Origin of the sequence: Streptomyces sp. NPDC051907, from assembly GCF_040681075.1 — a bacterium.
GTDB lineage: Bacteria > Actinomycetota > Actinomycetes > Streptomycetales > Streptomycetaceae > Streptomyces.
The window spans coordinates 96,901-121,450 of the sequence record NZ_JBFAYB010000013.1 but is presented as its reverse complement, the minus strand read 5'-3'; the positions used below and the strand labels follow the sequence as shown (position 1 = coordinate 121,450).

Genomic DNA, 24,550 nt, shown 5'->3' with positions numbered 1-24,550 from the left:
GCGCGGTCCGGTGGGGGACCCCTGTGCGGTGCTGAGCCCTGGATCGCCGTGCTGAGCCCTGGATTCCGGCAGCTGACAGCCGCCCGGGGAACAGTCTGGGAGCCGCCCGGGAACAGTCCGGCAGCCGCCCGGGAACAGTCCAGAAGCCGTCCGGGAGCGGGTCCGCGCGGGAGACCGCGGGGGATCGAGTCGAGGTCCGGGGGGTGGTGGTTGGGCGTCGTTCATCCAGAACGCTTACGATCCTCTGCGTGTCCAAACTGACCGACGTGCCCAAACGGATCCTGATCGGCCGGGCTCTGCGCAGCGACAAGCTGGGAGAAACGCTCCTCCCCAAGCGCATCGCGCTACCTGTCTTCGCATCCGACCCGCTGTCGTCCGTGGCGTACGCGCCGGGCGAAGTCCTCCTGGTGCTCTCCATCGCGGGTGTGTCGGCCTACCACTTCAGCCCGTGGATCGCGCTCGCGGTCGTGGTCCTGATGTTCACCGTGGTCGCCTCCTACCGGCAGAACGTCCACGCCTACCCGAGCGGCGGCGGCGACTACGAGGTCGCCAACACCAACCTCGGCCCCAAGGCCGGCCTCACCGTCGCCAGCGCCCTGCTCGTCGACTACGTGCTCACCGTCGCCGTGTCCATCTCCTCCGGAGTGGAGAACCTCGGCTCCGCGATCCCGTTCGTCGTCGAGCACAAGGTCATGTGCGCCATCGGGATAATCATCCTGCTGACGCTGATGAACCTGCGCGGGGTGAAGGAGTCCGGCAAGCTCTTCGCCATCCCGACGTACGTCTTCGTCGCCGGCGTCTTCATCATGATCGCCTGGGGCGCGTTCAAGGGCCTCGTCCTCGACGACACCATGAAGGCCCCGACCGCCGACTTCGCGATCAAGCCCGAGCACGAGGGACTGGCCGGCTTCGCCCTGGTCTTCCTGCTGCTGCGGGCCTTCTCCTCCGGCTGTGCCGCGCTCACCGGCGTCGAGGCGATCAGCAACGGCGTCCCCGCCTTCCGCAAGCCGAAGAGCAAGAACGCGGCGACCACCCTCGCGCTGATGGGCGCCCTCGCCGTCACCATGTTCTGCGGGATCATCGGCCTGGCCATGGCCACCGACGTGAAGATGGCGGAGAAGCCCGCGCAGGACCTCCTCGAGAACGGCACGCCGGTCGGCGCCGACTACGTCCAGGACCCGGTGATCTCACAGGTCGCGGCCGCGGTCTTCGGAGACGGCACGTTCCTCTTCGTCGTCCTCGCCGCAGCGACCGCGCTCGTGCTGTTCCTGGCCGCCAACACGGCGTACAACGGCTTCCCGCTGCTCGGCTCGATCCTCGCCCAGGACCGGTACCTGCCCCGCCAGCTGCACACCCGCGGCGACCGGCTCGCCTTCTCCAACGGCATCGTGCTGCTGGCGGGCGCCGCGATCCTGCTCGTGTGGCTCTACGGCGCGGACTCCACCAAGCTGATCCAGCTGTACATCGTCGGCGTCTTCGTCTCCTTCACGCTCAGCCAGACCGGCATGGTCCGGCACTGGAACCGGCATCTGAAGACCGAGAAGAACCAGGCCGCCCGCCGCCGGATGATCCGCTCCCGGGCGATCAACACCTTCGGCGCGTTCTTCACCGGCCTGGTGCTCGTCGTGGTCCTGGCCACCAAGTTCACGCACGGCGCCTGGGTCGCCCTGCTGGGCATGGTGATCTTCTACGGCACGATGTCCGCGATCCGTCGCCACTACGACCGGGTCGCCGAGGAGATCGCCGCCCCGGACGAGCCGAGCGACGACACCGTGCGCCCCTCGCGCGTCCACGCCATCGTGCTGGTCTCCAAGATCCACCGGCCGACCCTGCGCGCCCTCGCCTACGCCAAGCTGATGCGCGTCGACAAGCTGGAGGCGCTCAGCATCAGCGTGGACGCGGCCGAGACGAAGGCGTTGAAGGAGGAGTGGGACCGGCGGGGCATCAACGTGCCGCTGAAGATCCTGGACTCGCCGTACCGCGAGATCACCCGGCCGATCATCGAGTACGTGAAGGGCCTGCGGCGCGACCGCCCGCGCGATGTGGTCAGCGTCGTCATCCCCGAGTACGTGGTCGGTCACTGGTACGAGCACCTGCTGCACAACCAGAGCGCGCTGCGGCTCAAGGGGCGGCTGCTGTTCACGCCGGGCGTGATGGTGACCTCGGTGCCGTACCAGCTGGTCTCCTCCGAGGCGGCCAAGGAGCGGGCGAAGAAGCGCCAGGACTGGAACGCGCCGGGCTCGGTGCGACGCGGACCCGTCAACGAGAGGCCGAAGGAGCCGAGCTCCAAGAGCTGAGAGCTCAGCGGGCAGTGGTCAGTGCCACGAGCTGACAGCTGTCTGTGCGCGTGCATGCTTGTGGCGAGCGGCCGGACCTAGCCCACGTAGACTGGTGGGCTGTTGTCCGGCCGTTTTCCTTTGATCTTCTGGAGTCACCCCGCCATGCAGAACGCACCTGAGTCTTCGCTGGTCGGGCAGGAGTACGAGGTCGAGATCGGCCCGGTCGCCCACGGCGGCCACTGCATCGCCCGTACCGAGGAGGGGCGCGTGCTGTTCGTACGGCACGCGCTGCCGGGCGAGAAGGTCGTCGCTCGCGTCACCGAGGGCGAGCAGGACTCGCGCTTTCTGCGCGCCGACGCCGTACGCGTGCTGGAGGCGTCCAAGGACCGGGTCCCGGCGCCCTGCCCGTACGCCGGGCCGGGCCAGTGCGGCGGCTGCGACTGGCAGCACGCCAAGCCGGGCGCGCAGCGCCGCTTGAAGGGCGAGGTCATCGCCGAGCAGCTCCAGCGGCTCGCGGGCCTCACGCCCGAGGAGGCCGGCTGGGACGGCACGGTCATGCCGGCGGACGGCGACAAGCTGCCGCCCGGCGAGGTCCCGCAGTGGCGGACCCGGGTCCAGTACGCCATCGACGACGCGGGCCACGTGGGCCTGCGCCGCCACCGCTCGCACGAGGTCGAGCCGATCGAGCACTGCATGATCGCCTCGGTGGGCGTGAGCGAGCTGGGCATCGAGGAACGGCTCTGGGAGGGCATGGCGACGGTCGAGGCCATCGCGGCGTCCGGCTCCGGCGACCGCCAGGTGATCCTCACCCCGCGCCCGGGCGCCCGGCTGCCCCTCGTGGAGCTGGACAAGCCGGTCTCGGTGCTCCGCGTGGACGAGAAGGACGGCGGGGTGCACCGGGTGCACGGCCGCGCCTTCGTCCGCGAGCGCGCGGACGAGCGCACCCACCGGGTCGGCAACGGCGGCTTCTGGCAGGTCCACCCGAAGGCCGCGGACACGCTGATGCGCGCGGTGATGCAGGGCCTGCTGCCCCGCAAGGGCGACACGGCCCTCGACCTGTACTGCGGCGTCGGCCTCTTCGCGGGCGCGCTGGCGGACCGGGTGGGCGAGAAGGGCGCGGTGCTCGGCATCGAGACGAACAAGCGCGCGGTGGAGGACGCCCGCCACAACCTCCAGCACTTCGACCGCGTCCGCGTGGAGCAGGGCAAGGTCGAGCAGATCCTCCCGCGCACGGGCATCACCGAGGTCGACCTGATCGTCCTCGACCCGCCCCGCGCGGGCGCGGGCAAGCAGACGGTCAAGCACCTCGCCTCCCTGGGCGCACGCCGCATCGCCTACGTGGCCTGCGACCCGGCGGCACTGGCGAGGGACCTGGCGTACTTCGCGACGGAGGGCTACAAGCCGAGGACGCTGCGGGCGTTCGACCTGTTTCCGATGACGCATCACGTGGAGTGTGTCGCCATCCTCGAACCGGCCGCAAAGGGCTCCTGACCTGCGGTTTTGTGCGTGCGCATTATGTGCGGTGTGGGCGTTACGGGCGATATCTTGACGCTGAAATGACGCTCGTGACGCTCAAATGACGCTCGTTCTGACGGGATGTCACCTGACTGACTGTGCAGGTCGTGCCAGGTGGAGGGCGCGTGCCCGCGGGCTGTCTTTGCAGGAACTCGAAGGAGGCCGAGTTCCTGCATGCCGTAGTTCGGCCGGTCGGACGTTGGCGGAGCGGGCGCTCAATAGGTGGGTCCGTAAGGGCTCCAGTGCGCGAGGAAGGGCCTGAGGTCGTCGGCTCGCGGCTCTGGAACGTCGGGCAACCGGGGTGGTGAGCTCAGCGGGTCGAGGCGCTCGACTGTGGCCGCTGCCCAGCAGATCCATGCTTCGGCGTCGGTTCTGACCTGCCCCGGCGGCATGGCCTCGACGCGCGCGCACGGTGCTTACGTACTCGGTCAATCGGGTGGCGTGGCGCCAAGCCGCTTCCTGCGCTTCGAAGTGCCTGACGCGGTACGCCTCCGCGTACCGGATGCGGGCTTCTTCCATGGCGGCTTCCCAGCGGATGCGCTTCTGGCATGCCGCTTCGATCTCGTCCTGGCGTCTGCGTTCAGCGGCCTCGCCGCGGAGCGTGACCTCTTGGGCGATCTCGGCGAGCTGCTCTTCGAGGGAGCGGCCCGGGGCGTCGGCCCATTCGCTCGCCCGGTGCGGCTGGCCGCCGCTGAGGACGAAGCGGAGCCGCTCGGACGGCGTGTAGTCGAAGCGGGGGATCCTGACCCAGGAGTCCTTCTTGGCCGCGGCGAGTTCCTTCTCGGTGGCGACGTGCTCGGCCCGGTCTTGCTCCTGGAGGACAAGGAACCCCACGGTCTGGCCCCGTGCGGTCAGGGTGAAATGGGGAGATGCCCTGCGGCGGCGATGAGACGGGGGCGCGAAGCCGGTCCGTCCAGCAGAAGTGGAATGTCCCGCGGCCTCGGCAGCAGTGATCAGCGCCTGGACGAGCCGGAGGGCACGTCCTTGGACGGGCTTCGTGAGGCCCAGCGGTTGGGTTTCGCTCTGCATGGCCTGTACCACGCTGTGCGGATGCGCGAGCCGCGACGGCACGGAGATGGGTTTGAGGACGGCAAGGCGCCAGGCGGGGATGTCGACGAGCTTGATTTCGTACCCGCCACGGCACCAACCCCCGCATAGCTCCTTTGTCTCCGGGACCCTTCTGGACCTACGTGCCGCGGCGACGCGGGACGGCCACTTCTCCAAGTCCGGGCCGCTGCCGCTCTTGACGATCCGGCCGCCGGCGTCCGCAAGCTCCTGCAGCAGCTGTTCCGTGAACGTCATACGAGGCTGTGATGGAGGGCTTGACGTCCGCCCGGTGGCCGGAGTTTCGTGCGCTCGGGGGGACCGGGGTCGTGGAGCGGTGGCCTGGGTCTTGGGCGGGCGTGACCCGCGGGGAGGGTAGGTGCCGTGCGCCAGGTAGTGCTGGCCTGCACCCGTCAGGGCGACGCTCCACTGCCCGCCCTTCCGGGAGACAGTGACCAGGCCCCGGTTCTGCAGTGCCTGACACGTGGTCTTGTAGGCGCTGGTCTCCCAAACGCCAGCAGGACACCCGGCTCCCACCCACTGCAGCACTGACAGTTGCCGCTCATTGACCTGCCGCTCCAATGGCCCGCCTTCGAGTTGAAGTTGACGTACGGCGGCGGCATGTTGTCAGTTCCGTTGGTCAGCGACGGGCGGTTCGAAACAGTTCGCTCGAACGAGCTGGGGCTGACGCGGGCCGCGTGTACGCGGCGATGGCGGCGTAACGCCGACCGGTGCGTGGCCGGCTCTTCGCCGAAGGAAGCGATGAGTTGTCATTGTGTGGGCGAACTGGATGCCCGTGCGGGCGTCGAATTCCGCCCTTGCCGTCACTTCGGCCTCCGTGAGCTGCTGGCGAGTCACCCCGGGGGCTTCGGCCGGCGCATTCAGCCACTGAGCTCCGCGCGCAACCGTTCGTTCTCCTTCTCCAGCGTCTTAAGGCGTCGTTCGAGTTCGGCTCGTGTCGGCTTCTTCGGGGGTGCTGGAGGTAGGGGCTCTGTTGCTTCCGGTGGCTCGCCACGCAGTCCGATGGGTTCGAAGGCCACGATTGTTTGCCGGTCTTTCCCACACTCAGAGCATCGCCTGCCGTATGACCCGGCCGAGAGGGGGTCGGGATACGTGTAGTGCGCCTCCGTCTCGATGATGTGGCCGCAGTACAGCCGGACACGCCACCGCATGATCTCGTGGTCGGCTTTCTTAAAGGACTGCATCAGCTTCGCGACGTTCTCGAACGCCTGGCGACGACGCTCCGTCCTCTCCGGATCTGCACGGCACTTGGCGTCGTCCTCCTCGACCTGACGCCGAGCCCACTCGCTGATCTCCTCGCTCTGCTTCTGACGGCGGTGGTCCCCGCGCGTGAGTTCATACTCCTCCAACGGAACCCTGCTGCTCCGGTACTCGACTTCGCGCATGACGGCAAGCGTAGAAGCGGCGTCCACGCGGCTGTGGAGAAGATCGGTCTTGATCAACCAGCTCGCGGATTCTGCCCATGAGTGACCGCCGGAGTGTGTACTGGCCCAGAGAGCCGGGATGGTTGTTCGGATTTGCGGTCACAGGAATCGCTGCGGGCTGTCTGGTGAGTTCCCGCCATTTAGCCGGTTTTGATCAATCGGTGGCTCGGCACTGACGGTGTTGGGCAGTATGCCGTCCTGGGGCATTGTCGGTTGAGAGAACCGGAGGGGGAACATGGCGATCAGAGTGCTGCCGGTGTCTGCGGAACAGCTGGAGTTGCTGGACGCGGTTGTCGCTTTGGGCGACCGATACACGAAGTATCTGGGTCTGCTCACACCGCCTGCCTACCGTAGGCACGCCGAGGACGGCGGCCTGCTGGTGGCTGTGGATGACGAGGAGGTCGTCGGTTACGCGCTCTTCGGGCTGCCTAAGCGGAGTCTGTATGTTCGTCTGGCTCATTTGTGCGTGGCCGAGGAGCATCGAGGCAGGGGTGTTGCTCGTGAGCTGATCGAGGCGATCCGCGCGCGGCATACTCATCGGCTTGGTATTCGTGCGAAGTGTCGGCGCGACTATGGGCTCAGCGGTATGTGGACCGCGCTGGGCTTTGTTCCCAAGGGTGAGAGCCTGGGGCGGGGCAAGGACAAGGAGACGCTGGACACCTGGTGGCTCGACCTGGGGCACGAGGATCTGTTCACCGAGGCCCAGAGTGATGCGCTGCTGGTGGTGACCGTCGACCATGGCGTGTTCGCCGGGCTGCGCGGTGCGGGTACGGAGCGCGCGGTTGCGGAGTCGCGTGCTCTCGAAGCGGGGTGGCTCGCCGACCTGATCGAGCTCGCGTTTACTCCGCAGCTTCTGCACGATGTGCGTGATGTCGAGGAGCGTGAGCGGCGCAACCATCAGCGTGCGGGGCTTGCCGAGTTGCGGTCACTGTCTCCCGACAGCGTTGCCGTGGCCATCCGCTTGGAGGAACTGGCCGCGGCGGTGAGAAAGGAGCTGCCTGATGTCCCCCTCGATGGCTGGCAGCGCGCCCGCTTGCGCTACGTGGCCGAGACGTCGTGTGCCGGGCTCCAGGTGCTGGTGACGCGCGATCCCGCACTGGCGGCTCTGGCGGACATCGCCTGGGATGTCGCACGGGTCAAGGTCGTCTCGCCGGCTGTGGTCACGCTGCATGTGGACGAACTGCGCCAGGCCCAGGTGTACCGTCCTGCGGATCTCATGGGCACTGCTTTCTCCGCCGAGGAGATCGCGCCAGGCGGTGAAGGAGAGCTGGTCGCCTTCTTCGACCAGGCCGAGGGCGACCGTGGAACGGGCTTCGCAGAGCGGCTGAAAAGCCTCGCCAATGACGGGGTGCTGTGGCGCAGGGAGTTGCTCCGGGACGGAGAGGGGTATCCGGTGGCCCTTTACGTCTGGGCGATGGACGGCCGCACGTTGAACGTCGCGTTCCTCCGTACGGCGTCGCACCTGCTGGAGGAGACACTTGCACGGCAACTGCTGTTCATGCTCAAGCGGCTTGGCCGGGAGCGAGGGGCGCAGGCGGTCCGTATCACCGATCCGTTCCTGTCGCCGACGGCGATGGCGGCTGCCGGCGCCGACGGTTTCACCGAGGACGAGAGCGGCTTCACCGCACTCCTGGTCGACGTCTGCGGACCTGCTGAGGCGGTCTCGGAAAAGGCCGCGGAGATCGCGGGCCGGATGAGGCGGTCGACGCCACGGCTGGGTGATCGCGTGTCGCCCGAGATCGCGAGCATGGCCGAGCGGGTGTGGTGGCCGGCCAAACTGACCGACACGGCCCTGCCCTCCTTCATCGCACCCATCAAGCCGCGCTGGTCCACGGAGCTCTTTGACATTCCGGCCATGCTCGTTCCCCGGGACGACGTACTGGGCATCAGCCGCGAGCACGTCTACTACCGCTCGTCCGGACACCGAGGAGAAAGCGTTCCCGCCCGGATCCTGTGGTACGTCAGTGAGGGGACTTCCGGGCAGCAGGGCAAGATGGTCATCGGCTGCTCGCGCCTCGACGAGGTCGTCATCGACGACCCCGACACCCTCTTCTCGAGATTCGAACACCTTGGCGTATATGGTCATGCCGAAGTGCGTGCCGCAGCCGATGTGTCGGGCAAGGCCATGGCGTTGAGGTTTTCGGACACGGAGATCTTTCCCGTACAGGTGACGCATGCACGAATGACCGCGTTGGCCAAGGGGCTGGGACTACGGTGGGTACCGCCGATGCAGCTGTCGAAGATCAGCAACACGCTGTTCCAGGCCATGTACGAAGAGGGGCACCGAAAGACGTGAGTGATCCGGAGCGCGCGATGCTGCTGTCCGTCCACCCTCGGTTTGCCACGGCGATCCTGGCTGGGACCAAGACGGTCGAGGTTCGCCGGCAGCGCGTCGCCGCCCCACCGGGAACTCCTGTGCTCCTGTACGCAACCGCGCCCACGATGGCCATTGTGGGCATGGCGCGGATCTCTTCCGTGCAGGTGGCCTCGCCGCGGGAGGTCTGGTCGGCCAACCGCACGAGCGCTGGGATCAGTCGGCGTGAGTACGACGAGTACATGAGTGGAGCGACCCAGGCCAGCGGTCTGTCTCTCGAAGAACCGATCACCTTCGAGGCCCCGGTACCGCTGGCCGCCCTGCGAGCCTCGGGATCGTTCCATCCGCCGCAGAGCTACCGGTACTTGACCGGTGAAGACCTCCGGAAGGTCGCTGAGGCGGCACCGGTGACCGGGGCGGCCCTTCAAGGCGCATGGAACGACCTGACACCGGCCTAGGCCGATTGCGACTCTCTAACGTGCGGGCGAGGTGGCGCTGACGTCAGGGCGGCCGACGGGCGTGGGGGGCTGCTCAGGACTTGCGTTGAGCAGCAGGGCCAAGAGCGTTGCCACGGCCACGCCTGAGCCGATGGCGACCAGGTCTCCTGGGGAAGACGGTCCGTGGTGGGTGCGCGACGGGATCACACCCCGACTCGCGGAGCCGGAAGCCGGCGGGTGACGCCTCGGTGGTTCCGGTTCCCGCGCGGCTTACTTCTCCTCATCCGATCGTCGCCGCGCTCAGAGACATGGAGGAGCGGCTCGTGATGCCTAGGCCCGTGATCCGCCGCTTGCTGATGATCACCGCACGCGTCGAGTTCCCCACCACCCGACCATGATCAACCATCCAGGCCCGACGTCTCACCGCCAACCGTGCACGAGCTCGTTGAACTTGACGTTCAACCCCGACTCATCTCGCGCTGGAGTTGAACGTCAAGGTCACAGCAGGTACGAGAAGCGCAGTGCCCCGCCCTCCTCGCGGTAGCGGCCCCGGCCGCGCTTTCCGTAGGGGTTGGGGAGCATCTGGATGGCCATCTTGTGAGGGGTGAGGGCGTGTGTGACCATCAGGAGGCGCCAGCGGTCGTTGCCCGCGTGCTGGCGGGCCGCGCGGACCTCGCTTTCTCCCAGCTCGAAGCGGCCGCCTTCGCCCCCGGTCGCCTTCACCTCGTACAGGTAGGGCCGGCTGCCGGAGCCGACCCGGAAGTCGAAGCCGAGGCCGTCGTCGCCGGACGGGCCGGGGAAGGCTTTGCGGCGGTTGCCCGACACCCAGCCGGTCTCGTCCATGCGGTCCGGGTAGCACGCACACAGCCACTGGTACGCGTACCACTCGCCCACGTAGCCGATGGCCTCCCGTTGGGCCGTGGTCAGCCCGCTGTCCGTGCCGCCCCCGTACCGCCGCCCGCGCGTGTGACTGCTGGCCTGGGTGCGCCCGGTCTGGGGACGGGGGTCCGTGAAGCGGAGCGGCCCGGCGGCGGTGATGCCCGGCGCCGAGCCGCTCTGCAGTACCTGGTCGAGTTCGCGGGTGAGGGCGGTGAAGTCGCCTGAGTGCACGTCGAAGTCGCGGCCGCCGACGGAGATCGACCGCCGTTTGCGCTCCCGTTCGCGGCGCTCGTGTTCCGCCGCGTTGCGCACCCGGTCCAGGTCGCCCTCGGACAGCCCGTGCCGTTCGGGGTCCGTCGCCATCGCCATCCCGTCGGGCCACTGGCCGAGGGCCGCAAGCCAGCCGACGACGTCGGTGGGGGACAGGGGTCGGAAGTCCAGCGCGCCCGCGGCTTCCAGCCGCGCGGTGACCTCCTCGGCGGGCTCGACTCCGGTCAGGGCCGTGGGCAACGGGTGTCCGGTAGCCCTGACCAGGACCGCGAGGTCGGCGGCCAGGCCGGTGATCGTACGGAGGTTCGCGCCGCGTACCTGGTCAGGGGCGGGCAGGCGTTCGCCCGACCGGGGCAACGGCACCGCGCGGCCCAGGCGCAGCGCCAGCTGCTCCTCCACGTGCGCCTCCAGGCTCCCCGTGTCGGCCGTGTCCACGGTGTACGTCCATGCCTCCGGCGCGGTGATCCAGTCCAGGGCCCGGACCGAGGGCCAGTCGGGCATCGGACGGCGCGCGTCAAAGTCCTCCAGCACCGCCCAGCGCAGCCGGTTGACGAGCTCCTTCTTGCGCAGGTCCAGGTAGGTGCGGAGCGCCTCCTCGTGCTCGTCGGCGTGGCTGATCGGTTCCAGGGGCGGGTTCATCGCGCGCAGGGTGTCGTTCAGCTCGGCGAATTCGATGCCCAGGTCGCGCCGCAGTTCGTCCGTACCGCGGGTTGCGCGGGCCCTGGCGATGAACTCGGATACGGGGACCGGGAGCTCGGCGGCGTACTCCTCGAGGTGAGCCTGGAACTCCCGGGTGTCGCCGGGCGGCGGCAGGAACAGAGAGTTCGCGGCCTCCGTGCCGAGCAGGTGGACGAGGAAAGGCCGGCAGCGCTCTAGGACCACGCCGATGGCCCCGTCGATCCGGCGACTCGTCTCCTCGACCTGGTGGACCGTGACTTCCAGGGCGTCGGCGAGCTCCTCCTGGCCCGGGTCGCGCAGGTCAGCGTGGCGGGAGGCGAGCTGGTGGGCGGCGAGGCGCAGCCGGTCGCCGAACTCCCGCCGTCCCAGCAGCTCGGCGACCGCCACGACGATGCGGGTGGTCTCGTGCCAGCCCGGCTCGCCTGCCGGGGCGAGGACGAGCGGATGCTTCGGATCGGGCAGCGGCAGCACTCCGCCGAGGCGGCCCGGCAACGTCACGGGCCGGCCGTCGAGCTCGATGTCCCAGGAGCGGTAGCGGTGCAGACATACGCTCCGGACCAGGGACGTCAGCTCGCTCAGCTCGGCCTCGCTCGCCCGGGGGCCGCGGGCCAGGTGGTCGGAGAGGACGCCCACGGCCAGCGTGAGCCAGGGCAACTGCTGGACCAGTGGCTCTCCCATGGCTACGCGGTCCACCCGTGCGCCGTCCACGGTCACCGTGAACATCAGGTCGTCGGTGTGTCGGACGGTGGCGGGGTGTTCGGCCGCCAGCAGCTCGGCGGCCTCCGCCGAGACACCGGGAAGGGTGAGCAGGGGGCGCGTCATCTCCCGTATAAGCAGGGCCGTCAGGCTGTCGCGTTCACCGCTGACGTAGAGCACGGTCTCGGCATCACGATCGCTCTCCCCGCCGTCCAGGGCGGACAGCGGAACGCTGATCAGCCGGTCCTCGGACTCAGCGAGGAGACTGGCGCCCTCGGGCAGTGCGGGACGGGGCCGCCTCACGAGGTGCCTCCACGCGCGTTCGTTGGCGCGCTGCGCGGCGGGCCGGTCCTCGGCGCCCAGCGTGCCCTCCGCGGCGAGCTGTCCCAGCGCGGCGATGAGGCGGTCGCTGTCCCGGGGGTCGTCCCAGGTCGGCAGCCGCATCTCCCGCAGGCGGTCGCCTGCCTTGCCGCGCTCCAGGAGGTGGCGCAGCCGATGGTCGACGGTCGGCGCGTACGAGGGCTCCTCCTCCAGCCCGGGCGGGCAGTGCCAGGCGTCGGCCGGCCGGACGAACCGGACGGCCCGGTCGCGGCCCCGCACTGGGAGCCACGGCTGCTCTCGGACGAAGGCGCCGAGCGGGGTCGTGACCCGTTCTGTGTCCGGGGAGTTCTGGCTGCCGGCACTGGTCCAGACACTGGCGAACCTCTCGTCGTTCCAGCTGGCCAGGCCGTGCAGGACAAGCCGTGCGTACGCCAGCCGGGCCTCCTGCCCGAGGCGTCCGACGACGTCCTGGCCTGGGAGCCGCCAGGCGGGTGTTCCCCGGTACGGCGTCCGGGGGTAGTAGACACCGGGCCAGTGGACGTGCGGCTCCCACTGCTTCTGCACCTCGGCAGACACCTTCGCCATGCGGACCAGCTGCCGAGCGTTGATCTCCCGGCCTTGGTCCACCCGGTTCAAGGCGTCGGGGGACCTGACCGGGGCCAGCCCGTCGGCCACCCCGGCCTCCAGCAGGAACGCCCGCCACTCCTCCAAGGTCTCGCCCCGCTTGGCGAACTCCTCGGGCGGGGCAAGGAGGCGTTCGGCGATCGCCTTGAGGCTCTTCGACACGTCCTGTCCGGCGGCGACCACCGCCGCTAGGTCCTCACCGACGGACGCGCGGCCCCAGCCCCGGCCGAAGACGGCGCCGTTCGCCTTGATCAGCCGGCCGTCCGCCGACGGTACGTACAGTCCGAGCGAGGAGATCTCCGTCCCGCCCAGCGAACGCCGCGGCTGCCACAGCCGGAAGACGAACCGCAGGGTCTGGAGCCGCAGCCGGAGATCGGTGCTCGCGCTGAGCGTCTGCCGTACGTGGTCCAGCAAGCCCCTCGTGTCGTACGGCCGGACGAGCCCCTCCTGCTCGAGGAAGGCGCGGGCGGCCCGCCCGCGCGTACGCTCGCCGGGGTCCTTCCAGACCAGCCCCGGGTGCAGGGAGAACAACCGCTTGCCGAGCAGGGCGGGGACGGACGGGGCCTCGGTCTGGTTCGCCTCCGTACGCACCGGCTGGAAGAACGCCTCGCGGCGGACACCCTGACCGCTCGGCTTGCCCTGTGTACGCGTGCTTGTGCCCGTACCCGCCCTGCCGAGGGGACGGTTGGTGTGCCGCAGTGTGCAGTTCTCCGCGAGCAGCAACTGCCTGCCGTGCAGGACGTGCCCGTCGTCTTCGAAGAGGGCAGCCAGATCCTCGTAGAGCGCGCTCCACTGCTCGGGGGACTCACCGGACCGGGGGAGGGGAAGGTCCCCGACGATCCGTTCCACGTACTCGGCGAGGATCTCCGGGCCCGGCTCCCACGGGCACGCGAGGGCCTTGCACAGGGTGGCCAGCCGTTTCAGCCGGTCGCCACCGATCTCGGGATCAGCCACCACAATCCCGGCCTTGTGCGCGCGGTGTGCCGTGAGGACGGCCAGGTCGAGGTCCGGCCACAGGAGCGCGCCCCGGGGCGGGGCCCAGCCCGCCTCCGGCGGGGCGCCGTCCGCGGCGAGAACGGGCACGAGCGGTACGTCGGCGAGTTCGCTCCCGTGCACGCGCAGAGCGGCCGCGCGCAGCCGCCCCGCAGAGCCCTTCTCACTCTCCCAGCTCACCAGGTCCACGGCGAGCTGCCCCATCGACGGCTCGGGCACGGTACGCAGTACCGCGGCGGCCGCCAGACAGGTCTCGGCGACCGCGTCGAGCAGCAGCACGTTGAGGGGGTTGTCGGAGGGAAGCCCGGTGCGGTCGAACTTGGTGAAGAACGGGGCGTTCACGTGCCCCGGGAACGGCGCGGCCTGGTCCTCGCCCATCGGCAGGAAGGTGTAGATCTGCCCGCGTCGCGGTCGGCGCGGGGCGGGCAGCGGGAGCGCGACCTCGACGACGGCGGACCGCTTCCACTCCTGCCACGTGTCGTCGAGGAGCCCGGAACCCACGGCCTCGGCGAGCGTGCTGTTCAGCCGTTCCTTCTCCACGGTGCCCCGGGCTACGAGAAAGGTGCCAGACGGCCCCAGGTCCACGGTCGCGCAGGAGACGGGGAATCCGTGCCCGGCGCCGTCCTGCTCCACATTGAAGCACTCCTCGGAGCGGGTCAGCTCGTACCGCTCGTGCGCCTCTTGGCGGTCGCCCGACTCGCCATCGGCAGCCCGCCGTTCCAGCGTCAGGCCAGCGAGCCGGTCGAGGAACAGCATCACGGGTACCTTCGCCCCGGCGAGCTCGCGCATCCGCAGCCGGACCTCGGCCCGTGCGACCTCGCTCAGCAAGGGCAGCCGGACGATGGTTACGTACCCCTGGGCGGCGAGCTGCCGACAGGTCGCGGGCACATCGTCCAGCGGCAGGGGCGCCTGGAGCGGCGGATACTTGGCGGCCACCTCGTGGGCGTTGTCCTCACCGGCGAGGAACTCCTCCACGTCGACCTTCTGCGCGAAGCGGAAGCAGTACCCGTCCAATTCCGGGCCGAGCGGGCTGTCGGGGTCTGCGCTGTAGATCTCGGGCGCGTCGCTGATCAGCAAGATGCTGCGGAACCCGACGCCCTTGTTCCCGATGCCCTCACCGACCTCCTTCGAGCTCTGCGCGAGCTCGCAGACCCGCTCGACGTCCCGCCAGGTGAAGGGCCTCCCTCCGTTGGCGACGTACAACGTCCCCCACTCGCCCTCCGCCTCGTCCAGCAGGACGTGGACCCGTCCGTCGCGGCGGTCCCTCGGATGCGCGTCGTAGCCGTTCTGCAGCAACTCGAAGAGCGAGCGGCCGGCGTACTCCCGCGCGCTCGTGTACGACACGGCGTTCACCTGCCGTGCCATGCGCAGGACTTGCTCCGACCGGGCCCCCTCCAGCACGGACCGGCCGTACTCCCGCAGCTGCTCGGCCCGGGCGTTCCTCGCCATGGTTCTCCCCTCACCTCAGCGTGACGAGGACGGTATCCCGCCGCACTGACATCGGGGGGCGCGACGACCACCGTGTGGAGCGCTGCTCGGAGCTGAGCTTGACGTTTTGGTCCACCGTCGAACGGGCTCGAATTTGTTCAGGGTTTCCCCTGTTCACGGCGTGTCCGTGAGGCCGGGGCCTGATCCTGCGAGGAGAGGTCGGCGCGCCGCGTGGAGGCCAGATCGTGGAACGGGTTGAGCACGGGGTTCAACGGGACGCGTTCGCAGCGGTGACGGCATTCCGGACCGAGTTGTACTCCTGCCTGCTTTCGCGCGGCGATGCCCTGTTCGAGCTGTGCGACGCGTTGCTGTGCACGGACGGTCCGGTCCGCACGCTCGTGGACCGGCGTGGACACGTGCCCTCTACTCAGGGCTGAACCACGGCCGGATCGATGTCGCTCGGCTGCGTCGGGCTCTGGTCGGGGTGCCGTTGCCCCGGGCAGCCGACGGCCGCCTGCCACACCTTCGGCCGGGGCCTAGCTAGCCACGGAAAGCACATCTGCTGGCCTACCTGGGTGTGCCGGTTCAGCTTCGCCGTGCCGCGTCTGCTTTCCGCACCATCTTCGCCGCGTGGTCAGCCGGGTCGGCCAAGTTCCGGAGTACGCGGGAGACCTGGCTGAGGAACTCCACAATCTCGTAGCCCAGGACGATGCCGTAGGCGCCGTTGATGCGTACATCGAGGCGCGCGTGCCCATCGGCGGTCTGCCACTCGATGTCGGCGTGGAATTCGTGATCTTAGCGCCTCTACCGATATTTGCAGGCGCTTATTGTTACCGGTGCGTCAATTTTGTCAGCTACGGCTACTGCGGTCACCCGTCAGTCAAATGGCGACGGAGAAGATCCCAACCGGAGGGGCGACCCATAAATAGAGAGCTTGTTCGACTAAGTCGCCTTCTTCCTGAAGCTAGCGTGACACCTGCTATGCTCCCGTGCTGCTTGTTCGAGAGGGTGTAGTGGGGCCTCGTGGGGAGCTTGGTGCCGCTGACCTAATTCGGCACTGGCCTTCGCGCGAAGGAAGTTTCGTGCCAGGGGGGTACATGCTTTCCAAGATCGTCATTCGCAACTACCGAATATTCCGGGACTTTACCCTCGACTTCGACCCCAAGATGAACATCTTGGTGGGGGACAACGACGCGGGTAAGTCGACGATTCTGGATGCTATCGAGCTCGGCCTGACCGGTAAGCTGCGCGGGCGCCCGCTTTACCAGGACCTGTCACCGTATTTGTTCCACCAAGAAGCCGTTGCTGAGTGGATCGCAGCGTTGGAGGTCGGGCGCCCGGTTGTGCCTCCTGAAATCATCATCGACCTCTTCCTGGAAGCGTCCTCCGAGACGGCTGGCCTCAAGGGGACTAACAACCTTCTGAAGGTAGATGAACCTGGCGTCCGTATCCGAGTCGCTCTGAACTCGGACTACGAGGCGGAGTACAAGGAGTTCATCAAGCGGCCTGACAAGGTCCGACTGATCCCCACTGAGTACTACAAGGTTGAATGGCTTTCATTTGACGGGAACGGGGTCACGTTCCGCAGTATCCCGGCTACCGCTTCCTTGATCGATGCTGCCACCATCCACCTGCAAAGCGGTGTCGACTACTACATGCGACACATCTTGAATGACTACCTGGACGCAGACGAGCGCGTGAAACTGGCGCGGGCGTACCGCAGTCTTCGGGAGACCTTCGCAGAAGATGCTTCGATCGCAAGGATCAATGGGGACCTGCGAGGCGCCCCGAACGACGTCAGTGACCGCGAGCTGACTCTGAACATCGACGTCTCGCAGAAGTCGAGCTGGGAAAGTGGCATTGTGCCGCACCTGGACGATCTTCCCTACCAGTTCGTCGGCAAGGGCGAGCAGAGCACACTCAAAATCCTGTTAGCCCTCAATAAGAAGGTCGATGACGCGCATATTGTGCTCGTCGAAGAGCCGGAGAACCACCTCTCGTTCCCGAACCTGGGCAAGCTGATCCGCAAGATCAGCGATAAGTGCAAGGACCGGCAGGTCTTCATCACCACGCACAGCTCCTTCGTGCTGAACAAGCTCGGACTGGAGAAGCTCGTCCTGCTGTCCTCCTCCGCAGGCGTCCGCCTTGATCGCCTTCCAGCCGGCACGCAGGATTACTTCCGGAAGCTTTCGGGATACGACACCCTCCGTCTAGTACTAGCGAAGCGGTCGATCCTCGTCGAGGGCCCGTCGGATGAACTGGTCATCCAGCGAGCCCACATGGACACGCATGGCGGCAAGCTTCCAGCTGAGAGTGGCATCGACGTCATCAACGTCCGCGGGCTCTCCTTCAAGCGGTTCCTTGATATCGCGATGCTGCTGCCGCAGAACATCGTCGCCGTTGTTACGGACAACGACGGGAACGACGTCCGGGATGTGCAGCAGCAGTACAGCCGGTATACCGCTCAACCCAACATCAGTGTCCACGTCGGCGAGGACGCGACGTACAAGACCCTGGAGCCGCAACTGTTCAAGGTGAACGCACTCACTGATCTGAACGCCGTCCTCGGACAGAGCCACAGGACTGACACCGCCCTGCTCGACTACATGACCAAGCACAAGACTGACTGCGCGCTGGCCATCTTCGAGAGCGACCAGACCATCACGATGCCGTCGTACATCACGGAGGCCATCGATGCGGTCTCTTAACAACCAGGCCATCATCGCGGCGGCCGGCTCGCGCAAGACCCAGCACATTATCGACCGGGTCCTCGGTGACCCGACGAAGCGGGTCCTTGTGACGACCTACACCAATGAGAACCTCAGCCAGATCGTGAACAGGCTGAGCGAAGGCACCGGCATCCTGCCGAGTCATGTCACGGTCATGGGCTGGTTCACCTTCCTGATGAACCAGTGCGCTCGCCCTTACCAGAGTTGCGTTCTGGGCGAGACCGGCCTGATGGGTGGCCTTAACTTCCTGGGGCAGCGGGCCCGGTTCACCCGCAAGGACAAGCCGAAGCAGTACTACCTCGATACCGCTGGCGCCGTGTATCGCAATGAGGTCGCGGCCTTGGCGCACGAGGCCAACGAGCGAATTGGTGGCAGGGTCGTGGACCGCCTTACGGGGATGTACGACCACATCTACGTCGACGAAATCCAAGATATGGCAGGGTACGACCTCGATCTGCTGGACGCTCTGATGACGTCGCCTGTCGGTCTCACGATGGTGGGTGACCCCCGACAGGCGACGTTCGCGACCAATACCGCCGCGAGGAACAGGCGGTACCGGGGAAGCGCCATCGTCGACTGGTTCAACGAGCGCGCGGACGTCTGCGTCATCGACAGCCGCGTGGAGAGTTTCCGCTGCAACCAGGCAATCTGCGACTTCGCAGACGACCTTTACCCGAAGCTGCCCCGCACCATCTCGAAGAACGCGGAACTGACAGGGCATGACGGCATCTTCGACATCCGAGGGTCGGACGTGCCGGGGTACGTAGCGCAGTACTCGCCGGTCGTATTGCGGTGGGACCGGCGTACCAAGACGGGCGATCTTGAGGTGATAAACATGGGCACCTCGAAGGGCAGCACCTACGACCGGGTGCTCATCTTCCCGACGAAGCCCATGATCACCTACTACAAGACCCGCGACTTCAACGTCCTCAATGAGCAGGCGAAGTTCTACGTCGCAGTGACACGGGCGAGGCATAGCGTGACCTTCGTGCTGCCGTGAATAGGCTGGGTCGATCAGATCTGATGCGGCTGACCTCGCCTGACGAGTACGGTCCCGCTATGAGATACCAGGCTGTAGAGGGTGTCCAGGCGGTTCCGTGACAGGCCGCGGCAGACCCATCATGTGGAGTGCGTCGCGATCTCTGAATCGGCAGCTAAGGGGTCCTGAAATGCGGTTTTGCTCGTGCGCATTATGTTCGGTGTGGGCGTTACGGGCGATATCTTGACGCTGAAATGGCGCTCGTGACGCTCATTTCAAGCTCGTTCTGATTGGGCGTCAGGTGTTTGGTTGTGCTGGCCAGGCGCACTATTGCCTACATGAGTGTGGCCGGGCGTTGAGGGGCTCCTGACGCTAAGCGGTGGCCCTGTCCATGCATGGCTTGATGGTGCGGTAGTAGGGGTAGTCCCAGGCCACGAGTCGTTTGGCGTCGTGGGAGAGCGCCACTCGGAAGGGCGTGGCCGGCTGGTCGGGGTGCTGCTGGTCGGTCATGGGGCGGGCTGCCAGTTGCTGGATGGCGGCCCACCCTGCGGCGTCCTTCCACCACCAGGGCCCGGTGATGTAGCCGCCGTCGTCGCGCTGCAGGACGTCGGTGAGGGGGCGGCAGGCCGTGTTGCGGAAATCGATGTGCTCGCTGAGGAGTTGGTGCTTGAGGTTGGGGAAGTGCAACTTCTGCCACGTGTCGAAGCAGCGCTTGGTGAGCTTGGCATCTAGAGGGCCGTCGGCGACGATCAGGCTCTGTGCCTCGTCGGGCCCGGTGCTGCGTCGCCGCGAGATCGTGAAGACGATCATGCGTCCGGTTGCGGTGCCCAGGGCCACGCGCAGGGCACCGTGCGGGGTGCGGAAGCCTTCGTCGGGGTCCCACTGGCGTTCGCAGACTTCCCACAAGTCCTCGAACTCGGGGGTGAGGGGGTAGAACCACACCTGTCCCATCAGTTCAGGGCTGAGGGGGAAGTCGGCGGTGTAGAGGCGGGTGGGGCCGGCGGCCATCAGTGGTTGGTCCTTTCGTCGGCGAAGTTGAAGATCGCGGTGAGGGTGTTTCCGTAGATGTTCTGCAGGAGTTCGAGCTGCCCGGTCTTGGCCCAGCCGTGGCGCAGTTCTCGGATGAGTCGCGGCAGGTCGCTGCCGCTTGCGGTGTTGTGGAAGGCGTGGTCGGCGAGGTAGAGGACGCCTTGGTCGCCGCCTCGCCGTACGCGGCCGCCGAGCTGGATGATGCCGATGAGCATTTCGGCGACGATCGACAGGCGCACCTGGTTGGGCAGGGACTGGAAGAAATGGTGGCTGCGGAAGAGCTCTTCGTGGACTGCGCTGGAGGTGCGGGAGAGTTCGCGCAGCATTTCGGCGGGATCTTGCGAGCGGTTCAGGGCGCTGTAGGCGCGGCTGGAGATGAGCGCGAGGAGCTGGGCGGGTTCGTCCATCAGCGGGATCGGGCGGACGGCGAGGATGACTTCGCCGACCAGGGAGCGCCCGTTGTGGTCGACCATGTTCAGTCCGCGTTCGGCAATGGCGAGCGGTGCGATGAGGATCTTGGCACTGTTGTGGTGGGGGAAGCGTTCCAGAGCATCCGAGGGGATCTCATGCCAGGCGGGGCGTCGCCGGAAGTGCGCCGGTACGGCGCTCTCGCTCTCGACGCGGGCGGCGACGGCAATGCTGTCCGGGTCCGCGCCGGCGGAAATCATGCCTTCGGCGAGCTGCCCGGCGCCGACGTAGGAGGTGCAGGCGACGAGGATGCGGGCCCGGTGCGCGGTGCTCGCCCGGCTGCCCAGCTTCTTCAGATGCTGCACGATGTGGGACCACAGGGCGCGGCCCATCCGCTGGTGGGCCTGGTCCCGGTGGATGTCTGATGTACCGGAGATCCGGATGGGATTGTTGCGCTCGTCCACCAGGGGCAGCGACTTCAGTACCAGGGAGCCGGTGATGTCATCGGGCACGTACCAGGTCGGTGGAGTGATGAGGTGGTGCATGGTGCCGCCGGGCATGTGCGCAGTCGCCGAGAGTCCCAGCACAATGCGGCGTTGCCCGCACAGTGCCAGCGCGGTGGTGTCGCCGAGCTGGGCGGTGTAGGCGTGGGGGTCGCCGGCGAAGGAGGTCAGGGCGAGTTCGGTGCGGTGCTTGTCCTCGATGTCATGGATGGCGGTGAAACCGAAGACCGGCGCGCCCAGCGGGCCGTAGGGGGCGGCGTGCCACTGCTTGTTGTCGTCCAGCATCTCGGCGAGCTCGTTGGCTGCGGTGATGCCGGATGCCTTCAGTGAAGTTCCGAAGCGGGTCACGTACTCGATCTGGGCGCGGATCTGCTCCAGGTAGGCTCGCCGCACCAGGAGGTCGACCAGGAGTTCACGGTCGTCATCGTCAAGTGCTTTATCTAGTATTAGAGTTGTGGCGGATTCGATCCGCGCGTGCGCGCCGTCGAAGACGGGATCGGCGCCTTCGCGTAGGGCCGTGGTGTCGAGCAGTTCGCTGCGCAGCCGGGCCAGGTGCTCCCAGCTGCTGTCGCCGAGACCGGGGATGGGTGGGACGGTCGACTCAGTGAGTCGAGCATCCTCGCTGGGGTTGAACAACTTGCGGAATGCGTCGACCTGTTCGCGCGTCGGGGAGGAATCCTCCGGGGTGCGCCATAGCCGGGCTGTACACCACGCATCCCAGCGGCGCGGGATGATCAATCGGCGGCGTGCGAGTTGCTGGCGGTTGCGTTCGTTGGGGCCGCGTTGGGCGATGCGTCCGTTGGCCGCGTTGCTCACGTAGCTCTCCGCCAAGAATCGCGCCTGGGTGATCTTGGGATGGATGTAGCGCTCGAGCTCGTACATCAACGCCCCGGCTCGGACGCTGAACTGGTCGTGGAGTTCTTGTAGGGCACTGGGTTGTCGGCTGCCGTAGCGGGCGAGAGTGACGTGATGGGCGCTCTTGGCGAATCCGGTGGCCTGGAAGGCGTCTGCCTCGTCGATGAGCAGGAGATGGGTGAGGCGCAGCAGCGCCTCCTCGACGCTCATGTGGTTGCGCAGCTGCCCCTCGGCCAGCACCGGGACATGGAGTCGGCCGGACATGAGGTTGATGTGGTTGGTGACGATGATGTTCGCGCTGTCGAGTGCCAGCTGGTGGCGGTGTTTGCCGCAGTGGGCGTACCAGGGACAGCGGTGGCGACGGAAGTCGCCGGTGTCCGCGTCGATACCCTCGAAGTCCGAACAGCGTTCGCGCCCGGGCTGCCACAAGTCGACGTCCTGGGTGTTAGTGGACCTCGCCTGCATGCCACAGCCGTAGGAGAACTCGGAGAACGCCTGATCCGCTTCATCGAGCCGGCCCTCCTCCACGTGACTGCGGGCGGCCTTCTCCGCCTCTGCCTGCATGCTGTTCGGCGAGATCAGCGGCACAACCGCCGCGTCAGTGCGACCGAGCTCTTTGAGCTCCACACGCAGGGCATGGGTGAAGGCGAGCACGCTGTCATTGCGCGGCACCACAATTCCGGTCACATAGCCGTTCAGGACGCCCCACTCGGCCAGCAACTTCGCCAGAACACTCTTGCCGGAGCCGGTGCACGCGCTGAGCACCCTGATGAGCCCGGCGTTGAGCACGAGGTTCTTTTCGGTGAGCAAGGAGCCGTCGGCGTGACGGATGTATTGGAAGAGCCGGTCCAGACTCTGACGCCGGTGGCTTTGGCCGAAGGCCCGATCCAGCGAGTCGGCAATCGATCGAAGGGCCTCGATCGGCACGGACAGCACTGGGCACTTGCGGGGCTTGCCGAAGTCCGGCAATGGCGTCTCGATGTGGGGCACGTCGAGGACGTAGTGGGCCTGGATGACCCCGTTGCCTGGCCGGCTCGGATCGGGGATCTGCGTTCCGATACGGAAGTGACCCTGAAGGGCCAGTGGGCGGTTGCGCCCCTCGTCGAGCACGGCGGCACGGTCATCCAGGATACCCAGGGCCTCGTCCACCAGAGCGGCCAGCTGCTGGTGAACAGGCTCAGTCACGAGGTAGTGCTCGTCATCGAGGAGAGCGAACCCCTCGGGAATCTCGGCCGAGTTGAACAGCCCTTCGACGACGCGGCGAAACGCGCTCAGGATCGCAAGCCGCACGCTGCGGTGCAGCAGGAGCCGGGTGGCTCGCCGGGTGTCCTCAGACGACAGATCCGGATAGTCGTTCCACAAGTGTGTGTGCCCGGAGACGAGGAAGTGCGCGTCCCGGATCGCCGTCGCGTGCCGGAAGGAGTCGTCACTGCGGTCGGGGAACAGGCGGGCGGCCAAGGCGAGCGCGGCCACAGTGCTCAAGCGCTGCACGCTCATCGCGGCGAGAGGACGACTGTTCACTGCGCCTCCTTGAGGGCCTTGCCGACAAGGGTCTTGAACGCGCGGACGGTCCGGACCTCATAGCGCCCGGTCGGCAAGGACCGGCGCAGCTGCGCGACCTGCCAGGACCGGTAGTCGGGCACGACCACGTGCCGGGCCCGTGGCGGCCTGGCGACGAGCTGGGACGGGGACCTGGTGTCCTTGAGGTCCACCTCGAAGACGCTGCTGCCAGCCCGGACGCTGATGTCCCACCGGTCCTTGTGCGGCCACTTCGTGATTGCGTCGCCATCGATGCCAGCCTGCTCAGCAAGCCAGCCCATCAGTGACACCTCGGTGATGCCGGGGACGGTGATGTAGCGCCAGACAGCTTCGTGCAGACACACCGTTTCGGCCGCGTGGACCGCGACGGTCGGCAAGGGGCCGCGCACACGCGGCGCCCCGTCAACGTCGTGCGCCTGCGTGATGGTGAACTGCCCGACATGCTGCGGATACCGGCACGCCAGCAGGGAGCCACGCACGTGCATCGGCCACCGACAGACCGGGCAGGGCACGTACCAAGCATCCTGTCCGGAGACGAATTGGCGATCAGGCGGCAGAGGTTCGTACGCCTCGGTGTGCAGGGCTCCGCGCTCGTGCAGTTCGTCGCTGACCTGCTCAACGGTGCCTGCCGGCACCTCGATCAGCATCTGTCGTGTGGCGACGTACTCGTTCTGCCCCGCGGACGAGAGAACCAGGTAGACGGAGCGTTCGACCTTCTCGAAGGTTTGCTGAGCCCACCGTGGCACCCAGTCGATCCCTGCTTCGTGGTTCTCGAAGAGTGCCTCGTTGTAATCGGATCCGTACTCGATGGCCTCGCTGGTCAACAGGTCATCGTGGCTCAAGACGCTGAACGAGCCGAGCTCGCTCGGAACGAGATCCCACCGCAGCGGGACCCAGGCCCGCATGGGGTGTCGCAAGGCGGCAATCAAATCTGAGGGCGTCGGGGGAGCTGCCGCAGGAGGGAGCAGGCTGAGGAACACCCCGTGCATCCGTGACACCTCACGCCATGCGGCAGGCTCCTCATGCCGGGTGGCAAAGGCACGGGCCGCTCGCAAGGCAGTCGTGGTCAGATCACCGACGAGCTTTGCCGTCGGGGCCCCTGCATGTGACCCCACGCTGGACGGGCGTCTCTCGGCCTGTGATGGTTCCTGCGTCATGGCAGATGATGATGAACCCACCCACTGACACCGGTTGAGGGCAAGAGTTATTTCCGGCCTAAAGGTCACCAGCTCTCGTCGCGTTGGAACCTGCTCGTGACCTGGCGTGATGGCCAAGGCGACATGGAGAGGTGACCGGAAACGAACACGGTGGGATGCGAAAGTTGGCACAAACCCAATACGACCAGGCCCGCATTGTCAGACCTCTCCGATAGAGGGCTCGGCGTCCGCCTGCCCGAGCGCCGGCCGCGATGCACACGTAGACGACACGGCCGCAGAGCGGCCTGCATGACCGACTGGCACCGGTCCAAGAAGCAGGGATGAGATGCCCGTACAAATCGACCGTGGTCTGATCGATTATCGACCGAGGCCGCGGGAGACTTCGTGCACCGGGACGCCCTGGTCAAGGGCAGTAGAGGGAGAGATGT

12 protein-coding genes and 1 pseudogene are annotated in these 24,550 nt (G+C 67.2%); 7 read left to right on the top strand and 6 right to left on the bottom strand.

Features of this window, described 5'->3' with window-relative positions; all coding sequences use genetic code 11:
- Positions 1-248 precede the first annotated feature (248 nt).
- Both AB0M39_RS11035 and AB0M39_RS11030 read left to right on the top strand, forming a co-directional pair.
- Entirely contained in the window at positions 249-2,297 is a 2,049-nt protein-coding gene (locus AB0M39_RS11035) for an APC family permease (RefSeq protein WP_365362568.1), read from the top strand.
- A gap of 144 nt (positions 2,298-2,441) precedes the next feature.
- The gene (locus AB0M39_RS11030) at positions 2,442-3,770 is read left to right on the top strand and encodes a class I SAM-dependent RNA methyltransferase (RefSeq protein WP_365362566.1); all 1,329 of its coding nucleotides are present in this window, start codon (positions 2,442-2,444) and stop codon (positions 3,768-3,770) included.
- 108 nt (positions 3,771-3,878) lie between these two features.
- Here the strand turns inward: AB0M39_RS11030 and AB0M39_RS11025 are convergent, their stop codons facing one another.
- Positions 3,879-5,096, bottom strand: coding sequence for a hypothetical protein (locus AB0M39_RS11025; RefSeq protein ID WP_365362564.1), 1,218 nt, complete (start codon positions 5,094-5,096; stop codon positions 3,879-3,881).
- A gap of 623 nt (positions 5,097-5,719) precedes the next feature.
- Positions 5,720-6,244 (bottom strand): hypothetical protein, encoded by a 525-nt coding sequence (locus AB0M39_RS11020; protein ID WP_365362562.1) that lies wholly within the window; start codon positions 6,242-6,244, stop codon positions 5,720-5,722.
- Between the two features lie 274 nt (positions 6,245-6,518).
- Between AB0M39_RS11020 and AB0M39_RS11015 the strand changes: the two genes are divergently transcribed.
- Together AB0M39_RS11015 and AB0M39_RS11010 are read left to right on the top strand one after the other, a co-directional pair.
- Positions 6,519-8,579 (top strand): GNAT family N-acetyltransferase, encoded by a 2,061-nt coding sequence (locus AB0M39_RS11015; RefSeq protein ID WP_365362560.1) that lies wholly within the window; start codon positions 6,519-6,521, stop codon positions 8,577-8,579.
- Entirely contained in the window at positions 8,576-9,055 is a 480-nt protein-coding gene (locus tag AB0M39_RS11010) for an ASCH domain-containing protein (protein ID WP_266552329.1), read from the top strand. Before AB0M39_RS11015 ends, AB0M39_RS11010 begins: the two co-directional genes overlap by 4 nt.
- 477 nt (positions 9,056-9,532) lie before the next feature.
- On the opposite strand, the gene AB0M39_RS11005 is transcribed toward AB0M39_RS11010, so the two are convergent.
- Positions 9,533-14,944, bottom strand: a complete 5,412-nt coding sequence (locus tag AB0M39_RS11005; protein WP_365362558.1) for a hypothetical protein — start codon at positions 14,942-14,944, stop codon at positions 9,533-9,535.
- A 224-nt stretch (positions 14,945-15,168) separates the two neighbouring features.
- Between AB0M39_RS11005 and AB0M39_RS11000 the strand changes: the two are divergent.
- The 3 genes and pseudogenes from AB0M39_RS11000 to AB0M39_RS10990 form a co-directional block, all read left to right on the top strand.
- Positions 15,169-15,440 (top strand): annotated as a pseudogene (locus AB0M39_RS11000) (transposase); the annotation flags it as partial.
- Between the two features lie 580 nt (positions 15,441-16,020).
- Entirely contained in the window at positions 16,021-17,631 is a 1,611-nt protein-coding gene (locus AB0M39_RS10995; protein WP_365362556.1) for an AAA family ATPase, read from the top strand.
- Entirely contained in the window at positions 17,618-18,652 is a 1,035-nt protein-coding gene (locus tag AB0M39_RS10990; RefSeq protein WP_365362554.1) for a UvrD-helicase domain-containing protein, read from the top strand. Before AB0M39_RS10995 ends, AB0M39_RS10990 begins: the two co-directional genes overlap by 14 nt.
- A 351-nt stretch (positions 18,653-19,003) precedes the next feature.
- Here the strand turns inward: AB0M39_RS10990 and AB0M39_RS10985 are convergent, their stop codons facing one another.
- From AB0M39_RS10985 to AB0M39_RS10975, 3 genes are read right to left on the bottom strand one after another with little or no spacing between them, the layout of a single operon-like run.
- Positions 19,004-19,639, bottom strand: coding sequence for a hypothetical protein (locus AB0M39_RS10985; RefSeq protein WP_365362552.1), 636 nt, complete (start codon positions 19,637-19,639; stop codon positions 19,004-19,006).
- A complete protein-coding gene (locus AB0M39_RS10980; RefSeq protein WP_365362549.1) occupies positions 19,639-22,947 on the bottom strand; it encodes a hypothetical protein in 3,309 nt (1,102 codons plus the stop codon). The genes AB0M39_RS10985 and AB0M39_RS10980 overlap by 1 nt, the downstream gene beginning before the upstream one ends.
- Positions 22,944-24,122, bottom strand: a complete 1,179-nt coding sequence (locus tag AB0M39_RS10975; RefSeq protein WP_365362547.1) for a hypothetical protein — start codon at positions 24,120-24,122, stop codon at positions 22,944-22,946. The genes AB0M39_RS10980 and AB0M39_RS10975 overlap by 4 nt, the downstream gene beginning before the upstream one ends.
- Positions 24,123-24,550 lie beyond the last annotated feature (428 nt).